The sequence below is a fragment of the Spirosoma radiotolerans genome, from assembly GCF_000974425.1.
GTDB lineage: Bacteria > Bacteroidota > Bacteroidia > Cytophagales > Spirosomataceae > Spirosoma > Spirosoma radiotolerans.
In genome coordinates this window covers 5389766-5414112 of the sequence record NZ_CP010429.1, presented here as the reverse complement: position 1 = coordinate 5414112, position 24347 = coordinate 5389766, and the positions used below count along the sequence as shown (strand labels likewise).

General features: G+C 49.3%; 23 protein-coding genes. 9 read left to right on the top strand and 14 right to left on the bottom strand.

Annotated features, from left to right (window positions below; translation table 11 throughout):
• The first annotated feature begins 92 nt into the window (after positions 1-92).
• The 3 genes from SD10_RS22005 (at position 93) to SD10_RS21995 (ending at position 4691) form a co-directional block, all read left to right on the top strand.
• The gene (locus tag SD10_RS22005; protein ID WP_227699048.1) at positions 93-614 is read left to right on the top strand and encodes a GNAT family N-acetyltransferase; all 522 of its coding nucleotides are present in this window, start codon (positions 93-95) and stop codon (positions 612-614) included.
• Positions 615-1593: 979 nt separating this feature from the next.
• On the top strand, positions 1594-3144 hold the full coding sequence (locus SD10_RS22000; protein WP_052731263.1) for a sensor histidine kinase: 1551 nt from the start codon (positions 1594-1596) through the stop codon (positions 3142-3144).
• 275 nt (positions 3145-3419) lie between these two features.
• A complete protein-coding gene (locus SD10_RS21995; RefSeq protein WP_046576785.1) occupies positions 3420-4691 on the top strand; it encodes a DUF4249 domain-containing protein in 1272 nt (423 codons plus the stop codon).
• A gap of 233 nt (positions 4692-4924) precedes the next feature.
• On the opposite strand, the gene SD10_RS21990 is transcribed toward SD10_RS21995, so the two are convergent.
• Positions 4925-6559: a S41 family peptidase gene (locus SD10_RS21990; protein ID WP_046576782.1), complete on the bottom strand. Its 1635-nt coding sequence runs from the start codon at positions 6557-6559 to the stop codon at positions 4925-4927.
• Positions 6560-6985: 426 nt separating this feature from the next.
• Between SD10_RS21990 and SD10_RS21985 the strand changes: the two genes are divergently transcribed.
• Positions 6986-8548 (top strand): T9SS C-terminal target domain-containing protein, encoded by a 1563-nt coding sequence (locus tag SD10_RS21985; protein WP_046576781.1) that lies wholly within the window; start codon positions 6986-6988, stop codon positions 8546-8548.
• 372 nt (positions 8549-8920) lie between these two features.
• Here SD10_RS21985 and SD10_RS29725 read toward each other — a convergent pair whose 3' ends face one another.
• The 6 genes from SD10_RS29725 to parS form a co-directional block, all read right to left on the bottom strand.
• Positions 8921-9466 carry an ABC transporter permease gene (locus SD10_RS29725; protein WP_052731261.1) on the bottom strand — a complete coding sequence of 182 codons (546 nt, stop codon included), beginning with the start codon at positions 9464-9466 and terminating at the stop codon, positions 8921-8923.
• 16 nt (positions 9467-9482) lie between these two features.
• On the bottom strand, positions 9483-10067 hold the full coding sequence (locus SD10_RS29720; RefSeq protein WP_227699047.1) for an AraC family transcriptional regulator: 585 nt from the start codon (positions 10065-10067) through the stop codon (positions 9483-9485).
• On the bottom strand, positions 9968-10852 hold the full coding sequence (locus SD10_RS30175; RefSeq protein ID WP_046576778.1) for a hypothetical protein: 885 nt from the start codon (positions 10850-10852) through the stop codon (positions 9968-9970). Before SD10_RS30175 ends, SD10_RS29720 begins: the two co-directional genes overlap by 100 nt.
• Positions 10853-11277: 425 nt before the next feature.
• Positions 11278-12006: a 3-keto-disaccharide hydrolase gene (locus SD10_RS21970; protein WP_046576776.1), complete on the bottom strand. Its 729-nt coding sequence runs from the start codon at positions 12004-12006 to the stop codon at positions 11278-11280.
• A gap of 453 nt (positions 12007-12459) precedes the next feature.
• Complete coding sequence (locus SD10_RS21965) at positions 12460-12978, bottom strand: RES family NAD+ phosphorylase (RefSeq protein ID WP_046576774.1); 519 nt, start codon at positions 12976-12978, stop codon at positions 12460-12462.
• A 3-nt stretch (positions 12979-12981) separates the two neighbouring features.
• Positions 12982-13467, bottom strand: coding sequence for a type II RES/Xre toxin-antitoxin system antitoxin (gene parS / locus SD10_RS21960; protein ID WP_046576772.1), 486 nt, complete (start codon positions 13465-13467; stop codon positions 12982-12984).
• Between the two features lie 150 nt (positions 13468-13617).
• On the opposite strand from parS, the gene SD10_RS30540 reads away from it, so the two are divergent.
• Positions 13618-13782, top strand: coding sequence for a recombinase family protein (locus SD10_RS30540; RefSeq protein ID WP_394330478.1), 165 nt, complete (start codon positions 13618-13620; stop codon positions 13780-13782).
• Between the two features lie 124 nt (positions 13783-13906).
• A complete protein-coding gene (locus SD10_RS30165) occupies positions 13907-14089 on the top strand; it encodes a hypothetical protein (protein WP_052731259.1) in 183 nt (60 codons plus the stop codon).
• A gap of 270 nt (positions 14090-14359) precedes the next feature.
• Here SD10_RS30165 and SD10_RS21950 read toward each other — a convergent pair whose 3' ends face one another.
• From SD10_RS21950 to SD10_RS21940, 3 genes are all read right to left on the bottom strand, one after another.
• The gene (locus SD10_RS21950; protein WP_046576771.1) at positions 14360-14581 is read right to left on the bottom strand and encodes a hypothetical protein; all 222 of its coding nucleotides are present in this window, start codon (positions 14579-14581) and stop codon (positions 14360-14362) included.
• Positions 14582-14860: 279 nt separating this feature from the next.
• Positions 14861-15049, bottom strand: coding sequence for a hypothetical protein (locus tag SD10_RS21945; protein ID WP_046576770.1), 189 nt, complete (start codon positions 15047-15049; stop codon positions 14861-14863).
• Positions 15050-15253: 204 nt separating this feature from the next.
• Positions 15254-15661, bottom strand: coding sequence for a DUF4332 domain-containing protein (locus tag SD10_RS21940; protein ID WP_046576768.1), 408 nt, complete (start codon positions 15659-15661; stop codon positions 15254-15256).
• A gap of 299 nt (positions 15662-15960) precedes the next feature.
• Between SD10_RS21940 and SD10_RS28885 the strand changes: the two genes are divergently transcribed.
• Entirely contained in the window at positions 15961-18225 is a 2265-nt protein-coding gene (locus SD10_RS28885) for an ATP-binding protein (RefSeq protein WP_052731258.1), read from the top strand.
• Between the two features lie 826 nt (positions 18226-19051).
• Here SD10_RS28885 and SD10_RS21925 read toward each other — a convergent pair.
• Positions 19052-20278, bottom strand: coding sequence for a sensor histidine kinase (locus tag SD10_RS21925; RefSeq protein WP_046576766.1), 1227 nt, complete (start codon positions 20276-20278; stop codon positions 19052-19054).
• A gap of 426 nt (positions 20279-20704) precedes the next feature.
• Between SD10_RS21925 and SD10_RS21920 the strand changes: the two genes are divergently transcribed.
• The gene (locus tag SD10_RS21920; RefSeq protein ID WP_046576765.1) at positions 20705-21478 is read left to right on the top strand and encodes an SDR family NAD(P)-dependent oxidoreductase; all 774 of its coding nucleotides are present in this window, start codon (positions 20705-20707) and stop codon (positions 21476-21478) included.
• Between the two features lie 156 nt (positions 21479-21634).
• Here SD10_RS21920 and SD10_RS21915 read toward each other — a convergent pair whose 3' ends face one another.
• Together SD10_RS21915 and SD10_RS21910 are read right to left on the bottom strand one after the other, a co-directional pair.
• Complete coding sequence (locus SD10_RS21915; RefSeq protein ID WP_046576764.1) at positions 21635-22237, bottom strand: Crp/Fnr family transcriptional regulator; 603 nt, start codon at positions 22235-22237, stop codon at positions 21635-21637.
• A 215-nt stretch (positions 22238-22452) separates the two neighbouring features.
• On the bottom strand, positions 22453-22815 hold the full coding sequence (locus tag SD10_RS21910; protein ID WP_046576762.1) for a winged helix-turn-helix transcriptional regulator: 363 nt from the start codon (positions 22813-22815) through the stop codon (positions 22453-22455).
• 78 nt (positions 22816-22893) lie between these two features.
• On the opposite strand from SD10_RS21910, the gene SD10_RS21905 reads away from it, so the two are divergent.
• The gene (locus SD10_RS21905) at positions 22894-23364 is read left to right on the top strand and encodes a nuclear transport factor 2 family protein (RefSeq protein WP_046576760.1); all 471 of its coding nucleotides are present in this window, start codon (positions 22894-22896) and stop codon (positions 23362-23364) included.
• 73 nt (positions 23365-23437) lie between these two features.
• Here SD10_RS21905 and SD10_RS21900 read toward each other — a convergent pair whose 3' ends face one another.
• A complete protein-coding gene (locus SD10_RS21900; RefSeq protein ID WP_046576757.1) occupies positions 23438-24241 on the bottom strand; it encodes an NADPH-dependent F420 reductase in 804 nt (267 codons plus the stop codon).
• Positions 24242-24347: the final 106 nt, after the last annotated feature.

Below are 24347 nucleotides of genomic sequence, written 5' to 3'. Positions count from 1 at the left end.
TTATAAAAGCGCTCGCCTAGTTGAGAATTAGCGATCAGGCTACTGATGATCACGAGGTCTATCGAGCAAATTTTTATACCATGTTGAATCGGATGTTCACGCCTTTCCCCATTTTGAAAACGGAAAGGCTTACGCTCAGGCAAGTAGGAATGAATGACGAGCAGGAAATAGTTGCTCTACGGTCTGATCGTGAAGTAAATAAATATCTGGGTAGACAACCAAGCAATACGATTGATGAGGTCAGGAATTTTATCAATCAGATCAATGAGAATAGCCTAAAAAACGACTCGATCTATTGGGCCATAACGGTCAGTAACCACCCAGATTTAATTGGGGCAATTGGTCTTTTTGGCTTTTCCGAGAAGCAGGGTAATTGTGAAATCGGCTATGAACTGTTGCCTGCCTATCAAGGACAGGGGATCATGCAGGAGGCTGTTAGGGCCGTGATTGATTATGCCTTTGCTACCATTAATGTTCAAGCCATTGAAGCCACCCTTCACCCAACTAATCAACGTTCCATAAAGCTGTTGGAGAAATTCTCGTTTAGGGCTTCCAACCAGACTGGCAGTACAGATTCGGATATACTCGGTTATCAATTGAACAAGAGTAATTGACACCTCCCGGGTGGAAACGCCAAACACAAAACGTCAGGTTAACAACTTGTCGGGTATCTGTATCCTGAAAGGCTCCTACATGAGACGGTAGAATGTTTATAAGTCTGCGTCCTAAAAAAGGCAATTATTGATTACTAATTCGTTCTTAGTCAATGCCCCTACGTCATTTCAATGAGTAGTAAGAAATTGATTTTGGGGTTACTAATCTTAGGATTGAGTTGTGGCAGAAAGACGACAACTAATAACTTGTTAGGTACAGAACTTGATTCATGTAATTATGTTAATGACGTTGTGTCAGCCCATTCATTATTAGTCGGGCGTTGGCGCTTAGTGCGCTTTAAAGCCAACAGTTGGGGTAATACATCCGACAAGCCCCTGCTAAACCCGTTGAAATGATAGTTAGCCTACAAGGTCAATTAACCCTATATGAAGCGGACGAAGCTATTTGGTCAGGACGACTCCTCTTAACTTAACCTCATCCAGAGGTTGTCCGCTATGTAGTATTTGCCTCACCGACCGTAGACTATACGACGCAAAAGACATTATCTAGGCCCGTTTCATTTTACTTTCCACTAGATGGTGGTTTCCGTATTTGTATAAATCACTTAATTATAGGGAGTTCTGATCTTGATGGAGCTGATCTGTACTAGTTACGGATAAATGCTAGATGACCTCGTCCGATACGCTTTAGATAACACCGTTTGCACCTTTTTATCAGCACGTTTCAGGTCGTATGCGACTTACTGGAGTTTAGAGTTATTCAAAAAATAACCGTTTCAAAATAGGCTCTAATCGAGGCAGCATGAGGACCCTCCGTATCGGCCTCTTGAAACAAGTAATCCTTGAAAACCCCTGAATTATGTAGCGATCATTCGGCTTAGCCATCCCAGCACACAACCGGTTTGGCTCTCCCTACGGGAGCGGTTAGTTTTTTATGTACCTTTCACCACTCTATCCACTATAGAGGTTATCTGCTGGTATGAACGACCTGTCGCTGCCGACCTTTTCCCTTCCTGAACTTCTCGACTACGCTCCCTACGGCTTAGCCTATTTCGAACCGATTTGGGTCAGCCAAACCATTACGGATTTCAACCTGATGCGGGCTAATACCCCCGCCCAGGCCTGGCTGGCCCTCACGAGTGGGCGGGAGCCCTGGGTCAGCCTGAAAGATGGCTTTCCCGGGGCGTTGGAGGATGGGCTGCTCGACCGGCTCGTGACGGTTTTTCTGACCAAAACGGTCATTCAGTTTGAGCATCACGATGGGTCGGCCCGGCACTGGGCCCGGTGGTCGCTGCGCCCCTTGGGGACAGGACTGCTGGTAAGCTTTGAGAATCTAACGCAGGGTAAGATTGAACAGCAACTGGAGGCCCGGCAACAGGCCGAACTGCTGCTGTCCGTACTGGATGCTTCGCCGGCTATTGTTGTCGCCTACGAGTTGATCCTTGACCCGACCGGGGTAGTGACGGACTTGCGGTATGTGCTCCAGAACCATGCCCACCGGCAGGCTATTGGCATGACCGATGAAGAGGTCATAGGGCAAACCATGTTGACGTTATTTCCCTCCTTACGGGACAGTAACTTACTGACTTTATACACACAGGTCGCGCAGACGGGCCAGCCCTTTCGGGGGGAGCATCTGTTTCCCGATGGGTACTGGTACGATGTGTCGGCCATCAAGCGGGGCGATGGGGTAGTCGTCACGGCCACCAATATTCATGCCCAGAAAACGGCTCAACAGCAGATGGCCGTTTACCAAAGCCAACTAGAAGCGGCTAATCAGGAGCTTAAGCAAGCCAACCGGCAACTACAACAAACCAACCAGAATCTGCACCAACTGACCTACTCAGTGAGTCACGATTTGCAGGAACCCCTGCGTAAAATTCAGACGTTTAGTGACCTGCTGCAGGTCCGGTATCAGAGCTATCTGCCTCAACCGGCTCAGGCCGACTTGCAGCGTCTACAACTGTCGGCGGCCCGGATGTCAGTGTTGATCCGCGACATCCGGACTTACTCCGGGGTGGTGGCGAATACCGAAGCGTTCCGGACGGTTTCCTTATCGGCGGTGGTCCGTCAGGTAGCCCGTGCGTTGGCCCAACCGGTGGCGTCCTCGGGTGCCATTCTATCCATTGGTGAATTACCCCGGGTAGTGGGGGCTGCTGACCAACTTCAGCAGTTGTTCTATAACCTGCTGAGCAACGCCCTTACGTTTACCCGCCCCGGGGTCACCCCTGACCTGTCAGTAACGGCTCATTCGCTCGAACCACATGAGGTTCCCCTGCTCCTGCAGGGCCTGACAACGGTCAACTGGTGGGAGATACGCGTGCAGGACAATGGCCCTGGCTTCGAGGAGAAGTATCTGGACCGCATCTTCAGCTTGTTTCAGCAATTACAGGGCAAGAGCCGTCATGAGGGCAGCGGTCTGGGACTAGCCCTCTGTAAGCGGGTGCTGGATAATCATGGGGGCGCTATTACAGCCCGGAGTCAACCCGGTCAAGGGGCTACATTTATTATCTATCTTCCCGCTAGCTAAGTATTAAGGTTTTCATCAGGAATGAAGTGGTAAATGACCAATCTCAAGAAACGCTCCCTTTCGAGACGAAAGAATGTTCAAGCGTCTGTTTTTTAAACGGGCGTTTCAAGGTGGTTTGGATGATCAAACACTTAGCAATTTTCGTACTTTAAGAAGAAAAGTGCGAAAGCCGTCATTAAGATAGGGCAACAACGCAAGTGGTCGTTATCATGTTGCAAGGTAGATCACTTGTATTCATTGCTTTCTCTAGTTTACTACTTAGTTGATCCCTGATCATGCGCTCCACTACTTGGCAGATGAGTCTTGGCTGCCTACTTTGTCTGCTGCTACTCGCCTGCGTGGATCCCGAAGAGCTAATCTATAGGGGGACGGTGGATGTCATTGTAGTCGATGGTACAATTACCAATCTAGCCGAACCCCAGCTCATTAAGCTTAATCGCTCCCGAGCCGATCCACTTACGGGACGCTTTGGGGTATTACCCATTACCAAAGCCAACGTTCATGTCGTGGTCGATTCGGCGCAAATTATTTCGGCAACGGAAATTGCGGATGGTACCTATCAATTGCCCAGCGATTTTCGGGGCCAGGTTGGTCATGCCTATCAACTTCGGATCACGCTCAGCGATGGAAAACAGTTAGTATCTACCCAGCAGGTTATGCCTACTGTGCCACCGATTGATAACCTGTCGATCCGCTTTAATGCAACCGCGTTTGCTCCCGGCCAGTACCCCAATGGTTTTCGAGCGGGTTACAACTGCTTTATTACCACAAAAGACCCCGTTGATCAACATAACTATTACCGTTGGGACTGGAAATTATGGGAGAAACAGCACTGGTGCCGGAGTTGTTACCAAGGGTACTATGTTGATTCTGTTCAGCAGAATTATGTACAAAACGGGGTGCTTATATCGGTTCGAAGTGCCGTTGAAGATTGTGTGGGGTTTCCCCGAGATTTCGGACAAACTGAACGCGATCTCTGGTTTGAGTATACCTGCCGAACTCCCTGTTGGGATATTAGTCAGAATTATTCCCTCACTCTTTTTGATGACCAACTGACCAATGGTGGGGCTGTCAATGGTCGTCAGGTTGCTGTGGTGCCGTTTCTGACTCGTCAACCCGCCCTGCTTGAAATGCGTCAGGTCGCCATCACGGCATCGGCTTATTGGTTTTATGATCTTCTACAGCAGCAAACCCAAAAAACGGGGGGACTCGCTGATACACCCCCGACGGCCATCGTTGGGAATGTAACAAACCGGGCTAATGTGCGAGAAGCCGTAGTCGGCTTTTTCACCGCTAGCGCGGTTGCCACCACTCGTCGCTTTCTGGATAAGAACGATGCTACGGTCTTATCCTTTGGGGCCTATGATGAGCTGGGCAAAATCATTGAGGCTAACGATGAGTTATTCTACGTACAGACCCGCCGTATCCCAAATCCGGGTCCCGACGGAAAACCGTTTACAGCGGGTGGGCCAAGTCGGTTTATAACAGCGCCTTGTATTCCCGGTGAAACCCGAACGCCGACCAAGCCTGAAGGCTGGCCAAACTGATACCAGACGGCTCCAACCAAAGTTGCTCTATATAGGTCATCCGTATGTAATGGTTTGTCCTTTGCAAGGAGTAACCACATAACTAGCTAGCGTATGCGATGGATTGTATTAGACAGATACTAGAAATAGTAATGTCTTATATAAACGCGCCTGTTCGAGACAGCCGTGTACGCCAAATTGCCGTTTAGGAAACTACCCTCGACTGGATTAATGCCGCCATTACAATGAACCGCCTATTGACTAATCCAGTCGATGGCCGCTTGTAAAGCTCGATCTGTGCCTGTTAAATAGTCAGTAGCACTTGGTGTTGCGTCTATATCAATGGGGACGCCGGGGCCCAGAATTAACTGCCTCTCCAGCGTATAAACACCCCGCCCACTAAAGCGGGTTTGATAACCACCCGGAAACATCACATAACTCACATCACCGTTGGCACCCGCTGAGGGCGTGCCAATAATCTTGGCCTGAGGAGCCGTTCGAAGGGCCATGCACGTCGATTCTGCTGCGCTTTGTGTACGGCTGTTACAGAGAATGGCGACTTTACCCCGGTAGTAATCTGGGTTATTTCGCCCAACGTACTGTACCTCGCTCCAGGTAAACAGTCCGGGAGAAGTTGGATCGGGTTTGGTGTAAAGCGCAAACCCCTTAGGAACTGGATTTAAATACTCACAAATTCGCTGGAAGGTCCCTTTGGGGTAGGCCCGCACATCGAAAATAATGCCTTGCCGATTTCGGTACTGCTCCATGACTTGTTTGACCTCGCTTACCTGGAGCGTACCCAAGTCAACATAGCCAATGGTTGAGGGAATGGTTTCGGCCTTAAGGGGTAACGGGGGACGATAGTTCATTCGCTCGAACCGATATCGATGCATCGTTTTTCGGACCCGTTGGCCATCCCGAATCAGATCAATTTCAACCACAGGCTGCGAGCCAGTGAGCAAGACCGGCAAGATCTGCCGAATCAGCGCCGATCGATTCGAGCCCGAAAAATCTGGCGCTCGTTGATCGATCAGTTCAGTTACCGAGCGATCACCAATTTGAATCAGACGGTCTCCCCGGCGAATATCATCGAGTTGGCTTAATGAGTCATTGAGGTAGCCCGTCACCAGCAACGTATCAATCAGCAGTCGGTAATCAAAGGGCGGAAGCAGGAACGGTTTGGTCCAGGGGAGTCGATACGCTGGGGGAATAACCAGCTCGGCATGGCCGTCGTGAGTGGCACTAATTAACCGTTGCAACTCTTGTTGATAGCTCAGCGTATCAGTAGCCTGTTGGAAGCGGGGTACAAACTGGGTCAACACCTGATGCCAGGGTTGAGTCATGGCATATTTAGTGGGATGAAAATATTCGATTATATTCCAGTAACGAAACAGCCCCAACAGCCGGTATGATACGTTTGGCAAAGCCATGGCAGCATACTCTGCTTCAGAAAAGTCTAATCGATTCCGGAAGGGGTCCCAGTGGACATAGTAATTGGTGTGCTGGTTTCGATTGGCGGCAATAAAGGTTAGTTGCTGGCAAAGGGCTGGGTTAAACAGGGACGAATCAGCCAGCCAACTTAAATCCTGGTTTCGGCTAAAGCGAGCCAAGTCGGGCGGTGAACAGCGTGCACAAGGTTTAACCGGTCCTAATAGGTTAACCCAGCCTAGCAGTCGGGCGGACAAGTCAGCTTTGGAGTGGATAGTAGGGGATTCATTGATGAGTTGAACGAGCTGGCCATCCCAATCGACTTTTCCGGTAGCTACTTGAGGATGATAGTACTTAAGAAAGCCCCACACCTTCCCGATGGCCACTAAGGTCTGGGACTGCGTTACTGATTGAGCAAGTGCGGTTGATGACAGCAGAAGCAGGGCAAGAAGATACCGCATAGTTTGGGGTTTATCTATGGGTTTAAACCTATGAACAGTGACTTGTAAACGCTAGGCAAGACTAGTTAAAGTATGTTAAAGAAAGTTATAGATGCCTTCGCTAAACTAACTATCACTTGATGGCTATTCAACCTTGATACAGCCTATCATCGTAAGCTAGTTATTCTCACGAATCGCTACCTGTTGAGACGAAGGATCGTTCAGGTATCTGCTTCTTGAATTGTGTGTTTAATTAGATGACCTCTTTCAATAAAGGTTAATCTCCCTGTTGTTCTTTAACTAAATCTACTTTAGTCACACAATTTATTTGAACGTATGTGTTCTGAACCTAGGTAATGAGCCATTGGCCAATAAATAGATTGAGTTTTTTACCATAGAGTACTTCAATGTTAAATATCTCCACTGATGGTGTGGTCTAGGTATACAATGTGGGTAATTGCACTCTTTTTTGTGTTCAGTTTTAAACCCTTAAAGTTGACACCAGCAAGAAGTGTTGCTTATCCGGCTAGTCGTAGCCAGCTTGTAGTAACGGCTACAGATAGTATTGTTTTACTGTCCCGCGATTCATATTGCCGAGGAGGAAGTCCTGAGTTAACCGTTACCGGGACCAATGTAAACTGGTATGCTGATGCGGGAAAAAAACAACTACTTTATCAAGGGAACACCTATCATTCTCCTCCCCTTGACCAAACCACTACCTTTTATCTGACCCAAACTATTTCTGGAGTGGAAACTGCGCCAGTTGCCATCACGATTGAAATGGTTGAAGCTTTTCTTCGCAATACGGTTGTAACACCGGCCAGTTGTGGAAAAAGTGATGGTGCTATTTCAGTTACGGCTACCGGTGGAACGACCCGTAATCCCCTCTATTATAGTTTAAATAAGGGGCATGCCCAACGATCCCCCATATTTACAAATCTGGCAGCGGGTACTTATCTGCTCATGGATTCGGTGGCTGCGGGGTGTTGGGGAACCATTAATGTGGTCGTGCCGGGTCCCCCAGGTCCTAGCCTTTCAACTATTGCAGTGGTTGATCCCCATTGTGGCCAGGCAGACGGGACAATCACCGTTTCGGCGTTTGGGGGAAGTGGTTCCCTAAGTTATTCGTTGAATGGCGTCGATTTTAAGTCCAACAATCAGTTTACGAACTTGACCGGCGGAGCTTACACCATTACAATTAAAGACCAGGATCAGTGTACTGTTTCTAAATCCACGTCCCTGAAAAACTCAGTGCGTCTTTCAATAAACCAGATTGATAACATAGCGACTAGCTGTGGACAGTCGAATGGTCGTATTCGCGTAAATAGCCCGACAGGTAATGGACGTATTACTTATTCAATCGATGGCTTAACTTATCAGGTTTCTAATACATTTGATAACCTTACGGCTGGAAAGTACACCGTGTATGTGCAGGATGAAACGGGTTGTGGCGAAAGGCAAACGGTCCTAATTGACGCGAGTAAAGGGGCTATGATTACTCATATTCGTGCAGAAACAGCGACTTGTGGCGCTGCTGATGGTCAAATCAGTATTACGGCCACTGGTCAGGGTAGTTTATCGTATAGGCTTAATGAAAAGCCTTATCAAGGCGATTCGTCGTTTACCCAACTGTCAAGTGGAAGTTATGAAGTTCAGGTAAAAGATGAACAGAATTGTATTAGTCAGCAACAGGTTAGCTTGGGCGAACCTTGTGAAAATGCGATTTACCTACCGGATGCGTTCACTCCGAATCAGGATGGGATTAATGATAGCTGGACCATCTACTTCCCGTTTCCAAATTTACAATTGGATGCATTAACAATTTTCAACCGGTGGGGAGAGGTGATCTATCATAGTGATTCCCGTATGCTTACGAGTGGTGATTCACTTTGGAATGGCATGTATAAGGATCAACGGCAGGCGGGAATTTACACTTATCTATTGAAAGTTCAGTTTTCTCCTGCTGGCAAAATTTTCATTTACCAAGGTACTGTTTTGTTAACTCTGTAAAGATGGGGAAATCGAACTGGCTGTCACAGTTGATTTTTCAGTTTCGTTCACATATATATTGCCGTTAAACACCCAATCCCTATAAGAGAGCATTCTCTTTAAACGCTCCCACCTGAGACGAGGTGTACCTAATTTGGGCGTTTTATAAAACTGAAAACCTCCAATGCATCAAGCATTCGTCGATGCATTGGAGCGATCTTGTAATAACCCGTTGAGTTATTCGCTACGCAAACTTTTTACTGGATTCACTAAAGCCGCTTTGATACTTTGAAAACTCACCGTCAGCAAGGCGCCAACCCCTGAGGCAACGAATACCCAGGCGGATAGTGCCGTTCTGTACTCATAGTGTTGCAGCCAGTTGGTTAAATAATACTAGGCAACCGGGACGGCAATCAGGCAGGCAATAAGCACCAGCCAGGCAAACTCTCCTGACAGCATTTGCCATAAATTGTACATGGATGCGCCTAGTATCCTACGTACCCCGATTTCTTTTTTGCGCTGCTCGGCCATAAACGAGGCCAGGCCAAATAAACCCAGACAGGAAATAAAGATGGCCAGGATGGTGAAGAAGGTGGCCAGCTTGCCGATGCGGTCTTCGTCGGCAAATTTCTTGGCATAATCGTCATCATTAAACCGATAATTGAAAGGCAGACTGGGATTGTATTTTTTAAAGGCCTGTTCGATTTTAGACAGGGCATCTTTTATCGGCACGCCTGTTTTCATGGCCACCGTTACCGTACCAATCCATTCACGACTCGTTAAATAAACCATCGGCGTCACTGACTTGTAAGGCGATTCTTGGATGATGTCTTTCACTACACCAATCACCTGGTAATTTTTACCCTCGTACTGGATCGTCTGTCCCACAATGGCCTTCTTCATGCCGATTTGTTTCACGGCGGCTTCGTTCAGGATCATGGCGGAACTGTCCGTGCTAAACTCCCTGGAAAAATCCCGGCCTTCTCATGGTCCAGCGCGACATAGCAACGTTTTTAAAGTCGCTGCCGTACTTGCTGCGCAGTTCACCAGCAATGGGCTGGGGAACTAATGGATTGGTACTCATCGCTCCATTATCGCCAACCGTGGTCGTCATTACCTGAGCGAGTTGTTTATGGTTGATAAATGAGCGGTCATAGGTCAGCTCATCGTTGATCCATAAACCGATCAGCATGGCTATGGCCATGCCTGCTGCCAAGCCACCAATGTTGATAAAGGAATAGCCTTTCTGGCGGGTCAGATTCCGAAAAGCTATTTTGAGATAGTTCGTGAACATAGCACTGCGTTTTAATGGTCCGGGAGCCCAGTTGGATAGACTTTCTGAACGCAATACTACCGGCCTGATGCGTGAGGAAGTGGCCAACTTATCAATTGGCCATTCTTTTTTCAGGCTGTTTTTGTAGTCAATCGGGGTTTTGCCCGTCATCTGTTTAAAAACCCGGTTGAACGTTCGTTGAGAATTAAATCCCGACTCGTAGGCAATACCCAGCAGGGTGAGCCGGTCATAGGCCGGATCACGCATTTTCCGAGCAATTGCCCGAACCCGAAACTCATTAATGAAATCGCTGAAGTTTTTTCCAGCCCCAAGTTGATGATCCGGGACAACTCATGGGGATGAATCGCTAGTTTCTCCGCCAGCGCGGTCAAGGTCAGTTCGGCATCCTCATAGAGGTGGTTTGCCGCCACGGCTTCCTTCAGCTTTCGGCCTTTCCGTTTTGCATCCGATCGATCAGCGATTGACATTTCTGGCTTGACCGGGCTATCCGATTGGAGGATCACCTCAACGGCCATTCCCATCAGCACAACCGCAATAGCCAAAAAGAACGACTCACTCACTAGCGTTAACAAGCAGGACCAGCCGATCAGGATCAGCGCTTTTTCCAGCCTGCGGAAAGCATAACGCGGCCTGTCCATCAACACGGGTTGCAACCGCTTATAGAAATCCTGAATTAGCCGGTGTGAGAGAAACAAATAGGGGGTGACCGAAATAATAACGAGCCAGCCCGGCATCCAGCCTCCCCCCAGCAGCGGCCCAAAATGCAGCCACTCTTTGGGTTGAAATCGCCACTGGGAGCGAGTCAGGTGCTTAGTATAAAAATACAATAGCGGCCCCAGGGCTGGTAAAAAAGCCGCTGAAAGTCCACCGGTTTTTAGGACGATGACGCCAAGGGCCAAACTTAAAAACAGGTTCGCCCGTTGGGTAGACCTGTTAGCGAATCCGGCAAGTATGGCGAGCGTCAGCCCCGAGAACAAGGAGCCCAGGGCAGCCAGATCGTAAAGGCTTCTATGAAAAAAAACGGGTCTCACATGTTTACGAATTGCCAATAGCAATGTTGTGGATTTTCTGGCTGACTACTCTTTCTTAGAAAGTCGTTTCGGGTAGTCTACTTGATCGTCTACAAATCATTTGTCAAGCTAATGTACGGGTCAACCTAGGTTTTATGGATACGATCTGCCTCAATTTTAGGGTCATCTTGTCCAAAAATGGACACCTAAAAATGGGCTAAACACGTCTGAAGTTCCAGGTTGGCATCAGCAGCTGCCCGTCCATGGATTTCAAATCACCAGCCACTTCATTACGGTCAGTAAGGGCTTATAGCTGATGGTTACTTATCTCATAATAGGCTCCCAGGCGAGACGAAAGGACGTCCAACGTCTGCCTCTTTATTGGCATTTAAAGAGACGACTTGTTTTAGTACCTGTTAACGACTATCCCTAGGATAGGGTTGGTATTACAGCGTCCGCAATTTAATGTCTCGGAACCAAACACCCGTGTTCCAGTCTTGTAAACCGATTCGTCCACTTAATTTCCCTTTGCCAACAGGGGCATCTTTGAGCTTGCTGGCGGCCATGCGTTGTTTCCAGTCAGCGCTGGTTAGATCGTGCTCCTGAACGGTAAACCCGTTAATCAGAACAGTCAGCTTATTCTTCTTTAGGGTCAACTGCATTTGGTTCCAACTGCCCAGCGGTTTGGGCTCCTGCATTCGTACGTCGGCGATACCAAACAGATCGCCCGAGCTGTGCGGGTGATCGACTGGCTTCTGATAAAGCACGTCGTCGCCCACTTGTACCTCCATTCCCGTACTATAAACCTTTGGATTCTGTGGACTTTCCTGCACGAAGAAAAAGAAACCGCTATTGGTATACTTCTCAATTTTAAATTCCGCTTTGAACTCAAAATCACCGGAAAACACACCATCTGTTACCAAATCGCCTGCGTCGCGTGGCGTAGCAGATGCCGTTTGTGGAACATCCAGGTGCAAAACACCTTTCTCAATTTTCCAGGACGAAGGTACGCCTTTTCCGTTGTAGCGATGCCAACCCTTCAGGTCTCGACCATCGAAGAGAAGCTTCCAACCCTCTTTCTTTTCTTGAGCGGACAGGGTATTAGGCGTCTGTGCCTGTGTGCCCGCTAGGGTGAGATATAATAGAAATGCTAAAGCAATACGTTTGGAAACCATAAAAATTTGAGATAAGACTAAAATAGGACCGCTAGTACTATCGTAAAGAGTCAAGCGGCAATTACTTACTACTTTCAGGGCGTTGGGTTTAGTGGCGGAAATGGCGGAAAACGACGACAAAACGCTCCTATTCCTACGCTTGCAACTGGTCAGACAACCGGTTAGGAGGGAGGCCACCGGTTTCGCTTATCCTTTACGTAGCCTACACTTTACCCGCTGGTTGACTTATAGAATAATCCTTCCGGAACAGGTAAGGCGTCTATTGGCAAATTACTCAGCCAGGTTGGACGTGTTCTGGGCAGCCTGTTGCGTTTGACGGGTATTGATGGCGACTAGCCCGATCAGTGCGGTCATTAACGTATGTCACGAATAGTCTTGAACAGAAATTAAAAAGTTAGTGTCTCAGTAAAGGCTCCAATGTGAGACAAAGTAGATTCGCATGTCCGACCGTCCTTAAGTCTTCTTAACCCGAGCGGTAGAGGCCGCTGGCCTTTCAGCCTGTTTCTGTAATCGTTCATCGAACTCATGAGCCACTACTTCTACCACCTTCACCTGACTCATCAGCGGGTGTAAAGGATTGATCAGAATGTTGCGCGAAGGCGTATTCCTGACAATCACCGACGGGATGGCAAAGGCCAAAGCAGGATAGGTAGGCACTAGCTTGGGTAATAAAAACGACGGTAGGCTTTCGGGATACTTGAGCGCATCCCAACCTGTGGGCAGCTCAGATAATTGAATTGCCTCAATGGCGTCCGGTAGTTCGATGCTCATTCGTACAAACGGCGGCAAATCGCGCACAGGTGTACCATCTAAATGTACTAACGTTTCCAGCAAGGCCAACTCGGGTGTTATCGACGTGTAGACTAAGGGAGTACCTGGTGGATTCCAGCGACCACCGTTCAAACGCGCTCCTTCCCCCGTTAGTACTGACTCAATGAACTGCTTCTTTTGAATACGATAGACTAAAGGCATTGCTTAACTATAAACGCCGTACTCAATGCGGCCTAAGATCTGATCCACTACTTGGAAACCAGTAGCCGTATCCAGCAATTCTAGGGGGGATTGACCTTCCAGGATCTCCAAGGGTCGGCGCAACCAGCGGTTGAACTTACCTTGATCTTCGAACACGCGCAGGCCATGGGCCGCTACAGCTTTGAGCAACAGGAGTCGTTCAGATTCCACCTTGTTTAATGAGCCACTCAATAAGCGACGAGCCATCGTCCGCTCGTTCATCGATAGCAGGATGGCTAACTCCCGAATCGTCAGCTCCAACAAAGAAGCCAGTTGTCGCACCTCGGCATGGGCCACCCCTGAGCGCGACTGGGCAATGAGTTCGAAGGGGCCGGTTCGTTCGGGTAAAATACGAACTATGGTATTAGCTGCCTCAAATATAGGTTGTCGTGTGCTGCTGTCTTTAGCGTCCGGCCTGTCTTTGCGATCTTTCTCGGTAGTTGCTTTCATAGGCAACAATTTGTCAGCAACGTTACTGACATTTTACGTAACTGTAACCTATACAGTCAAAAAAAAGTTTGTATGATGTCTTTTATATAAATCCCTGCGATACTGACCGCGTTTCAGCAGGGAATCGTATGGTGGCTAGTGAATTGTTGAATCAGCAATTTAATCATTCTGTACCAAACTGATCACCGCTGGTCGGCTTTACGAAAGCTACTGGAAATTCTGCGAGAAGATGATACGGTCATTGTTTGGAAGCTTGACCGGCTAGGCAGATCACTAAAAGAACTATTTACGCTAGTCAACGACTTTCAAATTTAAGGACCGGGTCGCCGGAGCGATTGGCTTCCGCAGTCTGAATGATGCCGCGCCACGGTGGCCATAGATACCACAACTGCACAAGGCCGCTTGGTATTTAATCTATTTGCGTCACTAGCCGAATTTGATGGCACCGGCCACCCGGCGTGATCTGATCCGGGAACGAACTAAAGCCGGTTTAGCTGCGGCTCGAGCCAGGGGACGCATCGGTGGACGACCAAAAGACCTCACAGCCGAAGCCCAAGCGAAAGCACGGGCCGTGAAGTCTATGTACGCTCTTAAGACCCATACGATTTTAGAGATTGGTTAGTTATTTCACCTAAGTCGAGCAACGGTTTATCGCTACGTAGCTTGGCAAGAAGTAAAATAACGGTTGCTTCATAAAATGGGCGTTTAGGAAGACAAAAAATTGATCCGATCCAGAAAAGTCATCGTTTGAACAATCCATTCTAACCAACAGAAAATTATATTATAAAGCTATTAAATAGACTATAATTAATAGCTTTAGTGAATTCTGGACAAGCAAATAGCTACACGCTGCCACTTTTATAGCTACTACATTGCCACAACCCTTATGTTACTAAAAAAACTTATGATATTGTTCCCTCAGAATCTGATTGGTTAAATCCTCAATGGGCTTGGGATCGACTTGCTGGCTTTTGAGCGAAGCCATTGACCAACCATCTGAGAACTGTTCAGGAAGCTGATAGATATAGGTTGCAGCCGGATCATTGCCCAACTGATTGCAAGCTGTTAAGCCAATGAATACAGATATACGAGCCAGTACATGAAAAAACTTCATTCTTCTCTGTTAAGTTGTTCACAAAAGTGTGGCCTTCCAGAAATCAGTAAAAGCTTGACAGCCAACCTTAACTTAATTTAACAGGCTTTCGAAAGCAAGCTAGCCATATGTATCGATTGTCAACTGCTTCCCCTTTGGCATACTGTTTGGCAGTTTTACCCTATTCTCATAAAACTCTCCCAAATGAGACGACGATGTACTACAGGAACTCTCTGAAGTAGTTGCAACCGATCAAGACAAACGAAGTAAAGAGATGGCTGTTCTCAACCCAGAGTCGTCTCAAACTTGCTGGTAATGACCCGTGTCGACGGAAGGAATAGCCATATACGAATTGGATTCGTATATGGCTATTCCTCCGGAATCGAGCGAATAGCTTGGCGTATGCAGGACGGGGAAAATAGATTTTTCATTCATTTGACTCAAGAGACTACCGAGTTCTTTTTTGAAGATAGTCCGGGTCGAATCCATACTCTTTTGTGGCTCCGGTTAAGCGGATACTAAAGGTATCTTCCGAGTTGTCATCAGTGAAATGAACGTGTGCTGCGAACTCAATGTCTTTCATTTTCTTTGAAAGGAACACCAGCTAGTGGTTGGATTAACCTAAATTGACGGGTTATTATCATGTCTGGTTTTGTTGAACTACTCAACCTGACTTTCCTGTACCAGTGTCAATCAGTATTCCAGTCCTGTGGGTAATGTTTTAGCCTGCTCGATAAAGTCAGCAAGCTGCTCAAGCGAGGGGGGACGAAGCGTCAATTCTTTAGTCGAGTTAATTTCAGTAATTTTGACAAGTAAATTTTCCGCAGACCGCCGGGCTAATTCTTTAACAGTATCGACACCTGCCTCTTCCAATAAGTCGCTGTATACACCGCCAATACCTGTTATACGAGCCAGGTCTGCCCGGTTCGCTAAATCTAAAATTACACTTGCCTCTGTATTGGCCAGCGCTGCCAGCTTCTTCCGATCAGTGGGGGTACGGCTGGCTTCTAGAAGCGCTTCGCTATTGGTAATGCCCTGGCCTTTTAATGCGTCGATAAGAGCATCTGTGCTCCCTTTCAGTTCAGTTATTGATAAGCTCATCGATGTTAATTAGTTGAAGGAATACTATTAAGTTATTCCTAAGACGGCCTTTTGGGATAATGTAACACCTTTATAAAAAATGATCCTGCTTGAGCCGATGAAATGCTCATGAATAGGCTCCTGCCTGAGCCGACCAAGTGTTTATGACCTGCTCATTAATTCGGGTGTTTCTAAAGACGCTAGTGGTTCACGATCTTTTGCTCTCTAATATACTTTTGAATAAGGACAATTATCGACTAACTTGGTGGGCTAAAACCATATGGTAACTTAGTGGTTTGCCAAAGAGCCTTTGCCCGGCCATGAACAGCCTATTACAACCCGATCCACTGCAGGCTGCCGCTACACAGCGCACCCGAATCCAGAACCAGGCCTTTCAGGCGGCCGTCAACGGCGAGCCCTTGGTCAACTCCTTGAACATACTCGCTCGAATAGTCAAACTGGAGTTGGAAATCGGGGTGCGCACGGCCTTTTATCTGGCCTATCCCGACGGCAAACGCTTACATGCCATCGAAGGGGCGGGCGACATGGACCCAGCCTACACGGCCCCCTTGAATGGCTTTCCCGTTGGCGACGACTCGTTTTGCAGCGGCTATGCCATGGCTACCGGCCGCCCCGTTCACACCCAAGATGTGTTCCAGGCCCCACAATGGCAACCCTATCTGCCTATGGCCACCGCTCATCAGTTTCGAGCCGCCAGCTCCTACCCGATCCTGACCCGGCAGGGCAAAGCCATCGGTAGTTTGGCCCTCTACTTTCCGGACGTCCATCAGGCCACGGCTCAGGAAGCGGCCTTAGCCAAGGCCATTACCCAGGCCGCGGCCATCATCCTTTCCCAGGATACCCAAATAACGGAACACACCCGCGCCGAAGAAGCCCTGCGCCAATCGCAGGAAAAATACCGTACCCTGTTCGAAACCATCGACGAAGGCTACGCTTTCTGTCAACTCGTACGCGACCAGGCAGGGCGGGCCACGGATTACCGGATTCTGGAATTGAACCCCGCTTTTGAGCAACAAATCGGTGCCCGGCGCGCCGACTTTCTGGGACGCACCGCCCGCCAAGTTTTTCCTGGCTACGATGATTGGTGGATTGACACCTATGCGCGCGCCGTGGACACTAACCAACCGGTGCATTTCGAGCATCCGCTGGACAACACTGGGCGTTGGTATACCATTTCGGCCTACCCCCACGGGGGTGACCATTTCGCCGTTCTCTTCCAAGACATCACTGAACGCAAACGGCACGAGCGTCAGCAAGCCTTCCTGCTGAGGTTTTCGGATCGTTTGCGCTTGGAGTCCGACGCGGATGCTCTGGCCAACCAAGCCCTGCAACTGCTGACCGAGCATCTGCAACTGGATCGCTGTTGTATTGCCGTCTACCGGTTAACCGACGATCAAGCCGATATCACCCACCAGGTGGGTAACGACCGGCTGCCCCCGATGCCCCAGTGCCTTCGTCGGTCAGATTTGCCCGACGCCTTTTCGATCGTTTCGGAGGGGACACTGGTCATCGACGAGGTGGGCCAAACGAAAGGACTGACCGAGCTGGATCGACAGACTATGGGGGCTTGGGGCTTTTCGGCCCTGGTGGCGTCGCCCCTGCGGCAGAGAGCGCACCAGCCCATGTGGGTAATCCTCGCTGTCTCCGCGCGTCCACGGCCTTGGAGGCCGGTTGAGATCCAGTTGATCGAAGAGGTAACCGAACGCATCTGGGCGGCCATGGAACGTATCAAAGCCGATGAAGCGCTGCGCAACAGCGAAGCGCAGTACCGCCATTTATCGGCCCACCTCGATGAGCAAGTTCGGCAGCGCACCGCCCAGTTGGAGGTGTCGGTCCGTGACCTCAAACGTTCCAACGATAACCTTGAGCAGTTTGCTTCCATTGCCTCCCATGATTTGCAGGAGCCGCTGCGGAAAGTGCAGCAGTTTGGCGACTTGCTCACAAGCCAGTACGGTCCTCAACTTGGCCAGGGCGTTAGGTACCTCGATCGGATGCAGCTGGCAGCCAGCCGCATGTCCATCCTGATCAAAGACCTGCTGACTTTCTCGCGCATTTCGACCCGTCAAGAAGCCGGAACGCCCATTTCACTAAGCGAAATAGTGGCGGGCGTGCTGTCGGATCTGGAGCTGCAGATTGAGGAAACCGGTGCCCAGGTGATCATCGAACCCCTTCCCACCATCGTGGGCGAGGGCTCACAACTGGGTCAACTGTTTGCCAACCTGCTGGGTAACGCCCTCAAGTTCCGACGCCCCCAGGCCCAGCCGAAAATCCGGGTCAGCAGCCATCGCCTGGCGGCCGGGGGGCTACCGCTTACGGTGCGTCCAACTCGAATGGCCCCGGCCTACTACCAGATTGACGTCTCGGATAATGGCATTGGCTTTGAGCAGAAATATGTCGAGCGCATCTTTCAGATCTTCCAGCGGCTGCATGGCAAGGGCGAGTTTGCGGGTACGGGCATCGGCCTGGCGATTTGTGAAAAAGTAGTAACCAATCACGGAGGTGCTATCACGGCCCATAGTCAACCCGGAGAAGGGGCTATCTTCTCCATTTACCTACCCGCCTAGCTTATTGACTAGTTTACCTATCACTAAGGTTTTAAGAGATGCTTGTTTTCTAGCAACTGTCCAACATAACGCTCTTTATAACAGGCAAATAAACGCCAACGCCCGCTTTGTTAGAATAGATAGTAGTAAAGTAAGCTCGTAATGCCTTTATTTTAATAACGCATCCGTGATTGTCAATGGATAAACCACTTGCTTGCAGCCATAGTCAGCAGCCGAAGGATTGTGCTTTCGCTTGAGCCACAGTGAATTCTGCACTGGGTCTTGCTGATAAATCACGTTTTGTTGGCCAGCCACCAGCGTGTATAATCTAAAGCTGGAAAACGTATCGGCTGGGTGAGGACTAGACCTAAAATTGGCATCTTGCCCAATCAATATTCGTAACCCACTAGCAATGCTAGTGGCGGAATCAAGTTGCTGGTTAAGGAGAGGTCCCTCAAACTGAATCAATAGATTCCGGCTGCTTTGCTTATCCAGGATGTTAACCTACAGCAGAATAAGTAGATAAGTATATTGATTTTTCATCACAAGGAAATCAGCAGTTCCCTTTTATTGATTCGTTTAGAGTTAGTAGGGTTGGAATGATCCCGCTCTACTTATTGAATGGCGGCAAAGATCCTGACTGCCCTTTGCGGGTTTCTCCCGAGATGGAAATTGGTAATATAGGTTTTCTAGCCTACATTCGCTTATATTGAGATTGACCGTGGCTTATTCTCAGCGAACGCTCATTTAGAGCATCTACACTAACTAGAAAGTAATAGGTTATACAGCTCAGACGATCAAAATAGAACGTCAAATCGTAGCCCTTTCACTGCTCGGTAGCCAGCTTTTATTCGGGCAGGTACACTCGAAAGGTTGCTCCATGGCCCGGTTGGCTCTGGGCCGTTAACCAGCCCCCATGATTGGCTACCACTTTCTCACAAATGGCCAGGCCAATTCCCGTTCCGGCATACTCATTCCGAGTATGCAAGCGCTGAAAGACCTGGAAGATGCGATCCAGATATTTCTCCTCAAAACCAATCCCATTGTCTACTACGTCAATCCGATAATAGCCGCTGACCGCTCGGTGGGGCCTAAACTCCTTCGGTAAATCATGGGCCAACACACGACTCGACAGGATCTGAATCTGGGGTGCCACGCCTGGAGTACGAAATTTAAGGGCATTGGAGAGCAGATTCTGGAACAATTGTTCTAATTGGGAGGCATCACCGGCTAGCTCAGGCAAGTCACTCAGTTGGATGGCTGCACCTGTTTCATGGATCAGTGGCGATACGTTCTGGACCGCCACTTTTACGATCGTCGTGAGCGATACCAGCCGACTGGTATCTCGTTGGGTAGAGATCCGCGAATAGGTTAATAAGTCTCGAATTAGATTCGACATCCGATGGGCTGCCTGCTGCATGCGCTCTAAATACGTCACGCCTTGTCCTAACTCGGTGCGGTATTGATCCTGGAGAAGGTCACCGAATTGCTGTACTTTGCGAAGTGGCTCCTGCAAATCGTGCGAAGCGATATAGGCAAACTGTTGCAGGTTTTGGTTAGATCGCTTCAAGTCCTGAATCGAATCCTGCAACTGCAGTGTTCGCTCAGCCACTTGTTGGTCGAGGTCTCTGGATTGCTGATGTAACTGCTCTTCTCTCAACAGCAGCGCTTGATGAGTGGCCACCTGTTGGGTAATTTCGACGCCCGTCGCTATAATGCCATACACCGCCCCCTGCTTGTTTTTGAGGGCTTTAAATGAAAAATCAAAATAGACAGTCTTGGAGACTCCATTGACTACCATCTGGGCGGGGGTGTTGTTGGTGGCGAATGTAACGCCCGTGGTAAAGACCTCATCCAGGATGGCCAGAAAGGGTTGGCCTTCCATCTCGGGGATGGCTTTGGCTAAGGGCATACCGAAGACAGCATCTCCTTTCCCCCATACGGCTAACTGAGCTTGATTGGCTACAGTGATAATCAATTCCCGACCCACCAGCAGAGCAATCGGAATGGGCGATTCCATGACCAGGGCGCGGAAAATGGCTTCATTATCGAGCGTTTCAGGACTATCAACCATATAAGAGTAAAGATAAGCTACAGCGTTCTAATCATCATTGTCCGATTTAGTTTTTTGGATTATCCCTACTGAGTTAATTCATTAAACTATAGTTCTTAAAACGCTCCCAAGTGAGACGAGGAAACGTTCATAAATAGGCTCCCGTCTGAGACGACGGAGTATTCTTGTAGCCGCTCATTAATTCGGACGTTATGGTAAACGCCATTGTATCATATTGGAGGGCACCTTCGCTAATTCGTGTGCGTCGCTGGTAAATTGACTTACCCTGGTCCTACGAAGAGAAATGTATCCTTCAGCAGCCTCTTTTTACCATTTGGTAACTCGTATTCAGTCACACATGCGGAACTTTGTCGACGATATAACCCCCCAGTTATGCCTCCAATAAGGAGAGGGGCTAAATAAATTGACTTGGTTAATTACTTACGGATGGCTCGTATCTTTATTACTGGCTCCTCGGATGGGCTGGGCAAAATGGCAGCCGCGCTTTTGCTAGGGGAAGGCCATCAGGTTGTTCTTCATGCCCGCAATGAACAACGGGCAGAGATAGCCCGGAAAGCCAACCCTTCGGCAGAAACTGTGCTCATCGCCGATCTCTCTAGCCTGACCCAGACGGTCGGTCTAGCTGAGCAGGTCAATAGATTAGGACAGTTCGACGCCATCATTCATAATGCCGCCGTCGGTTATCGGGAACCCAACCGGATCACCACCGTCGATGGCCTGTCCCACGTGCTGGCTATCAATAGTCTGGCGCCCTATCTGCTAACGGCACTTATCCATAAACCTTCGCGGCTTATTTATGTAAGCTCTGGCCTGCATCGGGATGGGGACAGCAGCTTACGGGATCTTAACTGGGAGAAAAGGCCCTGGAATGGCTTCCAGGCTTATGCGGACTCAAAACTGCAGAATGTATTGCTTGCCTTGGCGGTTGCTCGCTTGTGGCCAGACGTATTCAGCAATGCCTTGGAGCCTGGCTGGGTGGCCACCAAAATGGGCGGAGCTTACGCGCCCGACAGTTTACAGCAAGCGCCACTAACTCAGGTGTGGCTGGCTTCTGCTACCGATCCGCAGGTGCTCACATCGGGCGGGTATTATTACCATCAGAAACCACAAGCCGTTTATCCGGATGCCAGAAATGTTACAATCCAGCAACGATACCTCACCCAGTGCAAGGAGTTTACGGGGGTAGAACTGCCAGCCTGAGTCATCCACAAATACGGACGATGACCGGTGTCACTTTGTAAAGCAGGCCGTTTAGGAAAAACAAATCGTACGCCTTAACTGAGCTACCCGTACCTGTACTTTTTTCTGAGCACCCGCCAGCAGCGCTTCCCTCACTTGTCTTCCCCTTGAATACAATCAGTCGTTTCCTGTTCCTGACAACGTGAGGTTTCGCCGGATCCGGCTCAGCGATTGCTGGGTTATGCCCAGATAGGACGCGACATCGCTCAGAGGAACCCGTTGCAGGATGTCAGGGTGCTGCGCCATAAATTTAAGGTAGCGAGTAGTCGCTTCTTCACCCATCAGGCTATTGCGGAGTTGAATCTTATCCAGCAGGGCCTGTTGGATGATGCCTTCAAAGAGCTCTTTAACCGAAGGAAGCTGTTGATAGAGTCGGTGTAACTGGGGTCTGCTAAAGACAAAGACCGCCCCGTCGGTAGCGGCCATAATACCTTCCTGAGAAACCACCTGCCCCATAAAGCTATAGAGGACCGTGCAAAACTTGTTTTCCTTCACAAAGAACTGGATCACCTCATTACCTTTCTCGCTGGTGGAGATAATTTTCAAAATGCCGTTGGTGACAAAAAACAATTCCCGGGCTGTTTTGCCCTGTTCCAATAGGTGGTCCCCCGCCTTTATTGTCCGCCACTGCATATGCTGACAAATCAGGTCAAAATCAGTAGCCGGAATCTGCTGGTATTGGTTCAGGAAGGTATGAAATAAGGCGAAGTCGAGGTTCATAATGAAGTACCTGGTTTACGAACGGTTACGCTACCACTTTCGGCTTGAATGACTACTGATCTGAATAAACAGGCAGCGTTGTCGCGAGCGTCTCTGCACCTGCTGCTTCTGCCCGTATACGTCGCAGTGGCAGAACCACTGTGGCTTTTCGTCAATGACACGTTGTCTCATCAAGCGTCGTACTGTTGATGGGTAAGGGTTACATCCCCGGGTTGTTAGTCCGACCCAAGCCACTTTTCGCCCCACTCGCAGAAGCGGGGAACCAGGGTTAGTAGTTCGTCGGCCTTTTGGGTCAGATAATACGTCACCACCACATGCTTGGGGTCAGCAGCGGTCACTTTGTTGACAAACCCCTCCTTGGTCAACTCGGTCAGCCGTTTACTGAGCATTTGGTCCGAAAGAGAAGGGTATACTTTTTTCAATAAGCTAAACCGGTTGTCTCCCCACTGGATCGAAAACAGAAGTTGCATCTTCCATTGGGGAGCAATCAGCCGCATGACTTCATTGAAACGACAGGCCTCTTCCAGCACCGCTTCGTTCAGACTCGTGGATGAATTTACTTTTTTAATCGTTGCCATATCCCTACTCATTTTCGGGTGAGTTATTGCCCCCTTCCTTGCCCTACGCTACGTTTGCTGAAACAAAAAAACAAAGGTATGGAAACTATTCAGGAGCAAACAACCGACACCATCACCGTCATTCAATCGCTGGTTGAGGGACTCAATGCCACGGACCGAAAAGACTTTACCCACTGGCGTACCTTACTCGCCGATGAATTGACCATTGATTTTGGCGGGGTCAAACCAGCACAGACCATTAAGGCCGATGACCTGGTGGCCTGGGCCAAGGTAGCCTACCAAGACATGATAACGATGCATATGTCATTTAACCATGAAGTCACCTTGGATCAGCAGCAAGCGCATGTTTACTCCTACGGTAGAGCGTTACATCGCCAAGCGGTCAGTGTGGGTGAAGACTACTGGTTTATTTACGCCCGGTATGAGCACCGGTTGATCAAGCAGGATGGCGTTTGGAAGATTACCCGTTTGCAAATGACGCCGGTCTTTGAGGAAGGCAATTCGAACCTGGTTAACCAGGCGTATGAAGATGCCCGCCAGCAAGACTAAGTAGCCATACCTTAGCTTAGACTGCAGGATCGTTCTGTTGACGGAACAGGTCCGTTGCGTTAAGCATAGCGGGCTAAGCACGCAGCAGGCTGTACCCCAGATGAATCAGTGCCGACCAGCTTGACCACTTGAACCGGTCCAAACCCGCCGAGAGCCGGGAAACGCGGATCAATTTCTGGGGCGGAAACGTCGAGGGAAGCCTGGCCATGGCCTGCACGGCTTGATCACGTCGTTGAGCAGCCCGCGTTGGATTCGCTTTGCTTAACAGAACCGGTAATTCATCCAGCGAAGCGTCCGTGCAGTAAGCGGGCTGGCCAGGCTGCTGCCGCCAGGAAGCCGCTAACCCACCCGCATCGTAGCTGGCGAAGCCAAGCGCTTTCACCAACGCCCCAACCGTTGCCCGGGCGAGGGGATCATCCCCCGAAACCGGCAAGGCAATTCGGTGATCAACCTGACCGGAGCTGGCGTTGTGATCCAGGCTATACGCCATAATACTGTTAAACGCTTTAACAACGGGGTGAGCCAATTGCTGCGCTGTCCACACGCTCTCGGGTAAGCCCTGATCGACTGGCCGTATCGCTCCATCCCGATCGGGGTAGTAGTTGCTGGCGTCCACGACGATGATTTTCTCGGGAAGCTGGAGCCCTCGACTCACCTCACTGATACGGCCGAAGGGTATCGCCAAGATCAGCATGTCCACCTCCTGCGTTATATCGTCAAGGGAAACGGCCTTGGTTCCTGTCTCGGCGGCAAACGCATGCATACTGCCTGGACCCCTAGAGTTCGTCGCCTTAACCGGGTAGCCCAGGGCAACCAGCCGTTTGGCTAAAACACTACCCACGTTCCCGGTACCAATGATCCCAATTGGTTGCTTCATCCTATTCATCTATATTTCCTACTTCGTTACCTGAACGGCTCTCTACAACCGATCGTCGACAGCCAGATTGCGTTCCCGATCTAGCGTAACGGTTGTGTTGGCGAGC

What these genes read in the sequence shown, in the direction of transcription:
- SD10_RS21920 (WP_046576765.1), top strand. Translation starts at nt 20,705, where the DNA reads ATGGCTCGTATCTTTATTACTGGCTCCTCGGATGGGCTGGGCAAAATG.
- SD10_RS22005 (WP_227699048.1), top strand. Translation starts at nt 93, where the DNA reads ATGTTCACGCCTTTCCCCATTTTGAAAACGGAAAGGCTTACGCTCAGG.
- SD10_RS21905 (WP_046576760.1), top strand. Translation starts at nt 22,894, where the DNA reads ATGGAAACTATTCAGGAGCAAACAACCGACACCATCACCGTCATTCAA.
- SD10_RS21990 (WP_046576782.1), bottom strand. Translation starts at nt 6,559, where the DNA reads ATGCGGTATCTTCTTGCCCTGCTTCTGCTGTCATCAACCGCACTTGCT.
- SD10_RS21965 (WP_046576774.1), bottom strand. Translation starts at nt 12,978, where the DNA reads ATGCCTTTAGTCTATCGTATTCAAAAGAAGCAGTTCATTGAGTCAGTA.
- SD10_RS21985 (WP_046576781.1), top strand. Translation starts at nt 6,986, where the DNA reads ATGTGGGTAATTGCACTCTTTTTTGTGTTCAGTTTTAAACCCTTAAAG.
- SD10_RS21925 (WP_046576766.1), bottom strand. Translation starts at nt 20,278, where the DNA reads ATGGTTGATAGTCCTGAAACGCTCGATAATGAAGCCATTTTCCGCGCC.
- SD10_RS28885 (WP_052731258.1), top strand. Translation starts at nt 15,961, where the DNA reads ATGAACAGCCTATTACAACCCGATCCACTGCAGGCTGCCGCTACACAG.
- parS (WP_046576772.1), bottom strand. Translation starts at nt 13,467, where the DNA reads ATGAAAGCAACTACCGAGAAAGATCGCAAAGACAGGCCGGACGCTAAA.
- SD10_RS21945 (WP_046576770.1), bottom strand. Translation starts at nt 15,049, where the DNA reads ATGGATTCGACCCGGACTATCTTCAAAAAAGAACTCGGTAGTCTCTTG.
- SD10_RS21910 (WP_046576762.1), bottom strand. Translation starts at nt 22,815, where the DNA reads ATGGCAACGATTAAAAAAGTAAATTCATCCACGAGTCTGAACGAAGCG.
- SD10_RS21950 (WP_046576771.1), bottom strand. Translation starts at nt 14,581, where the DNA reads ATGAAGTTTTTTCATGTACTGGCTCGTATATCTGTATTCATTGGCTTA.
- SD10_RS22000 (WP_052731263.1), top strand. Translation starts at nt 1,594, where the DNA reads ATGAACGACCTGTCGCTGCCGACCTTTTCCCTTCCTGAACTTCTCGAC.
- SD10_RS21970 (WP_046576776.1), bottom strand. Translation starts at nt 12,006, where the DNA reads ATGGTTTCCAAACGTATTGCTTTAGCATTTCTATTATATCTCACCCTA.
- SD10_RS21915 (WP_046576764.1), bottom strand. Translation starts at nt 22,237, where the DNA reads ATGAACCTCGACTTCGCCTTATTTCATACCTTCCTGAACCAATACCAG.
- SD10_RS29720 (WP_227699047.1), bottom strand. Translation starts at nt 10,067, where the DNA reads ATGCGTGATCCGGCCTATGACCGGCTCACCCTGCTGGGTATTGCCTAC.
- SD10_RS21995 (WP_046576785.1), top strand. Translation starts at nt 3,420, where the DNA reads ATGCGCTCCACTACTTGGCAGATGAGTCTTGGCTGCCTACTTTGTCTG.
- SD10_RS30165 (WP_052731259.1), top strand. Translation starts at nt 13,907, where the DNA reads ATGGCACCGGCCACCCGGCGTGATCTGATCCGGGAACGAACTAAAGCC.
- SD10_RS29725 (WP_052731261.1), bottom strand. Translation starts at nt 9,466, where the DNA reads ATGATCCTGAACGAAGCCGCCGTGAAACAAATCGGCATGAAGAAGGCC.
- SD10_RS21940 (WP_046576768.1), bottom strand. Translation starts at nt 15,661, where the DNA reads ATGAGCTTATCAATAACTGAACTGAAAGGGAGCACAGATGCTCTTATC.
- SD10_RS21900 (WP_046576757.1), bottom strand. Translation starts at nt 24,241, where the DNA reads ATGAAGCAACCAATTGGGATCATTGGTACCGGGAACGTGGGTAGTGTT.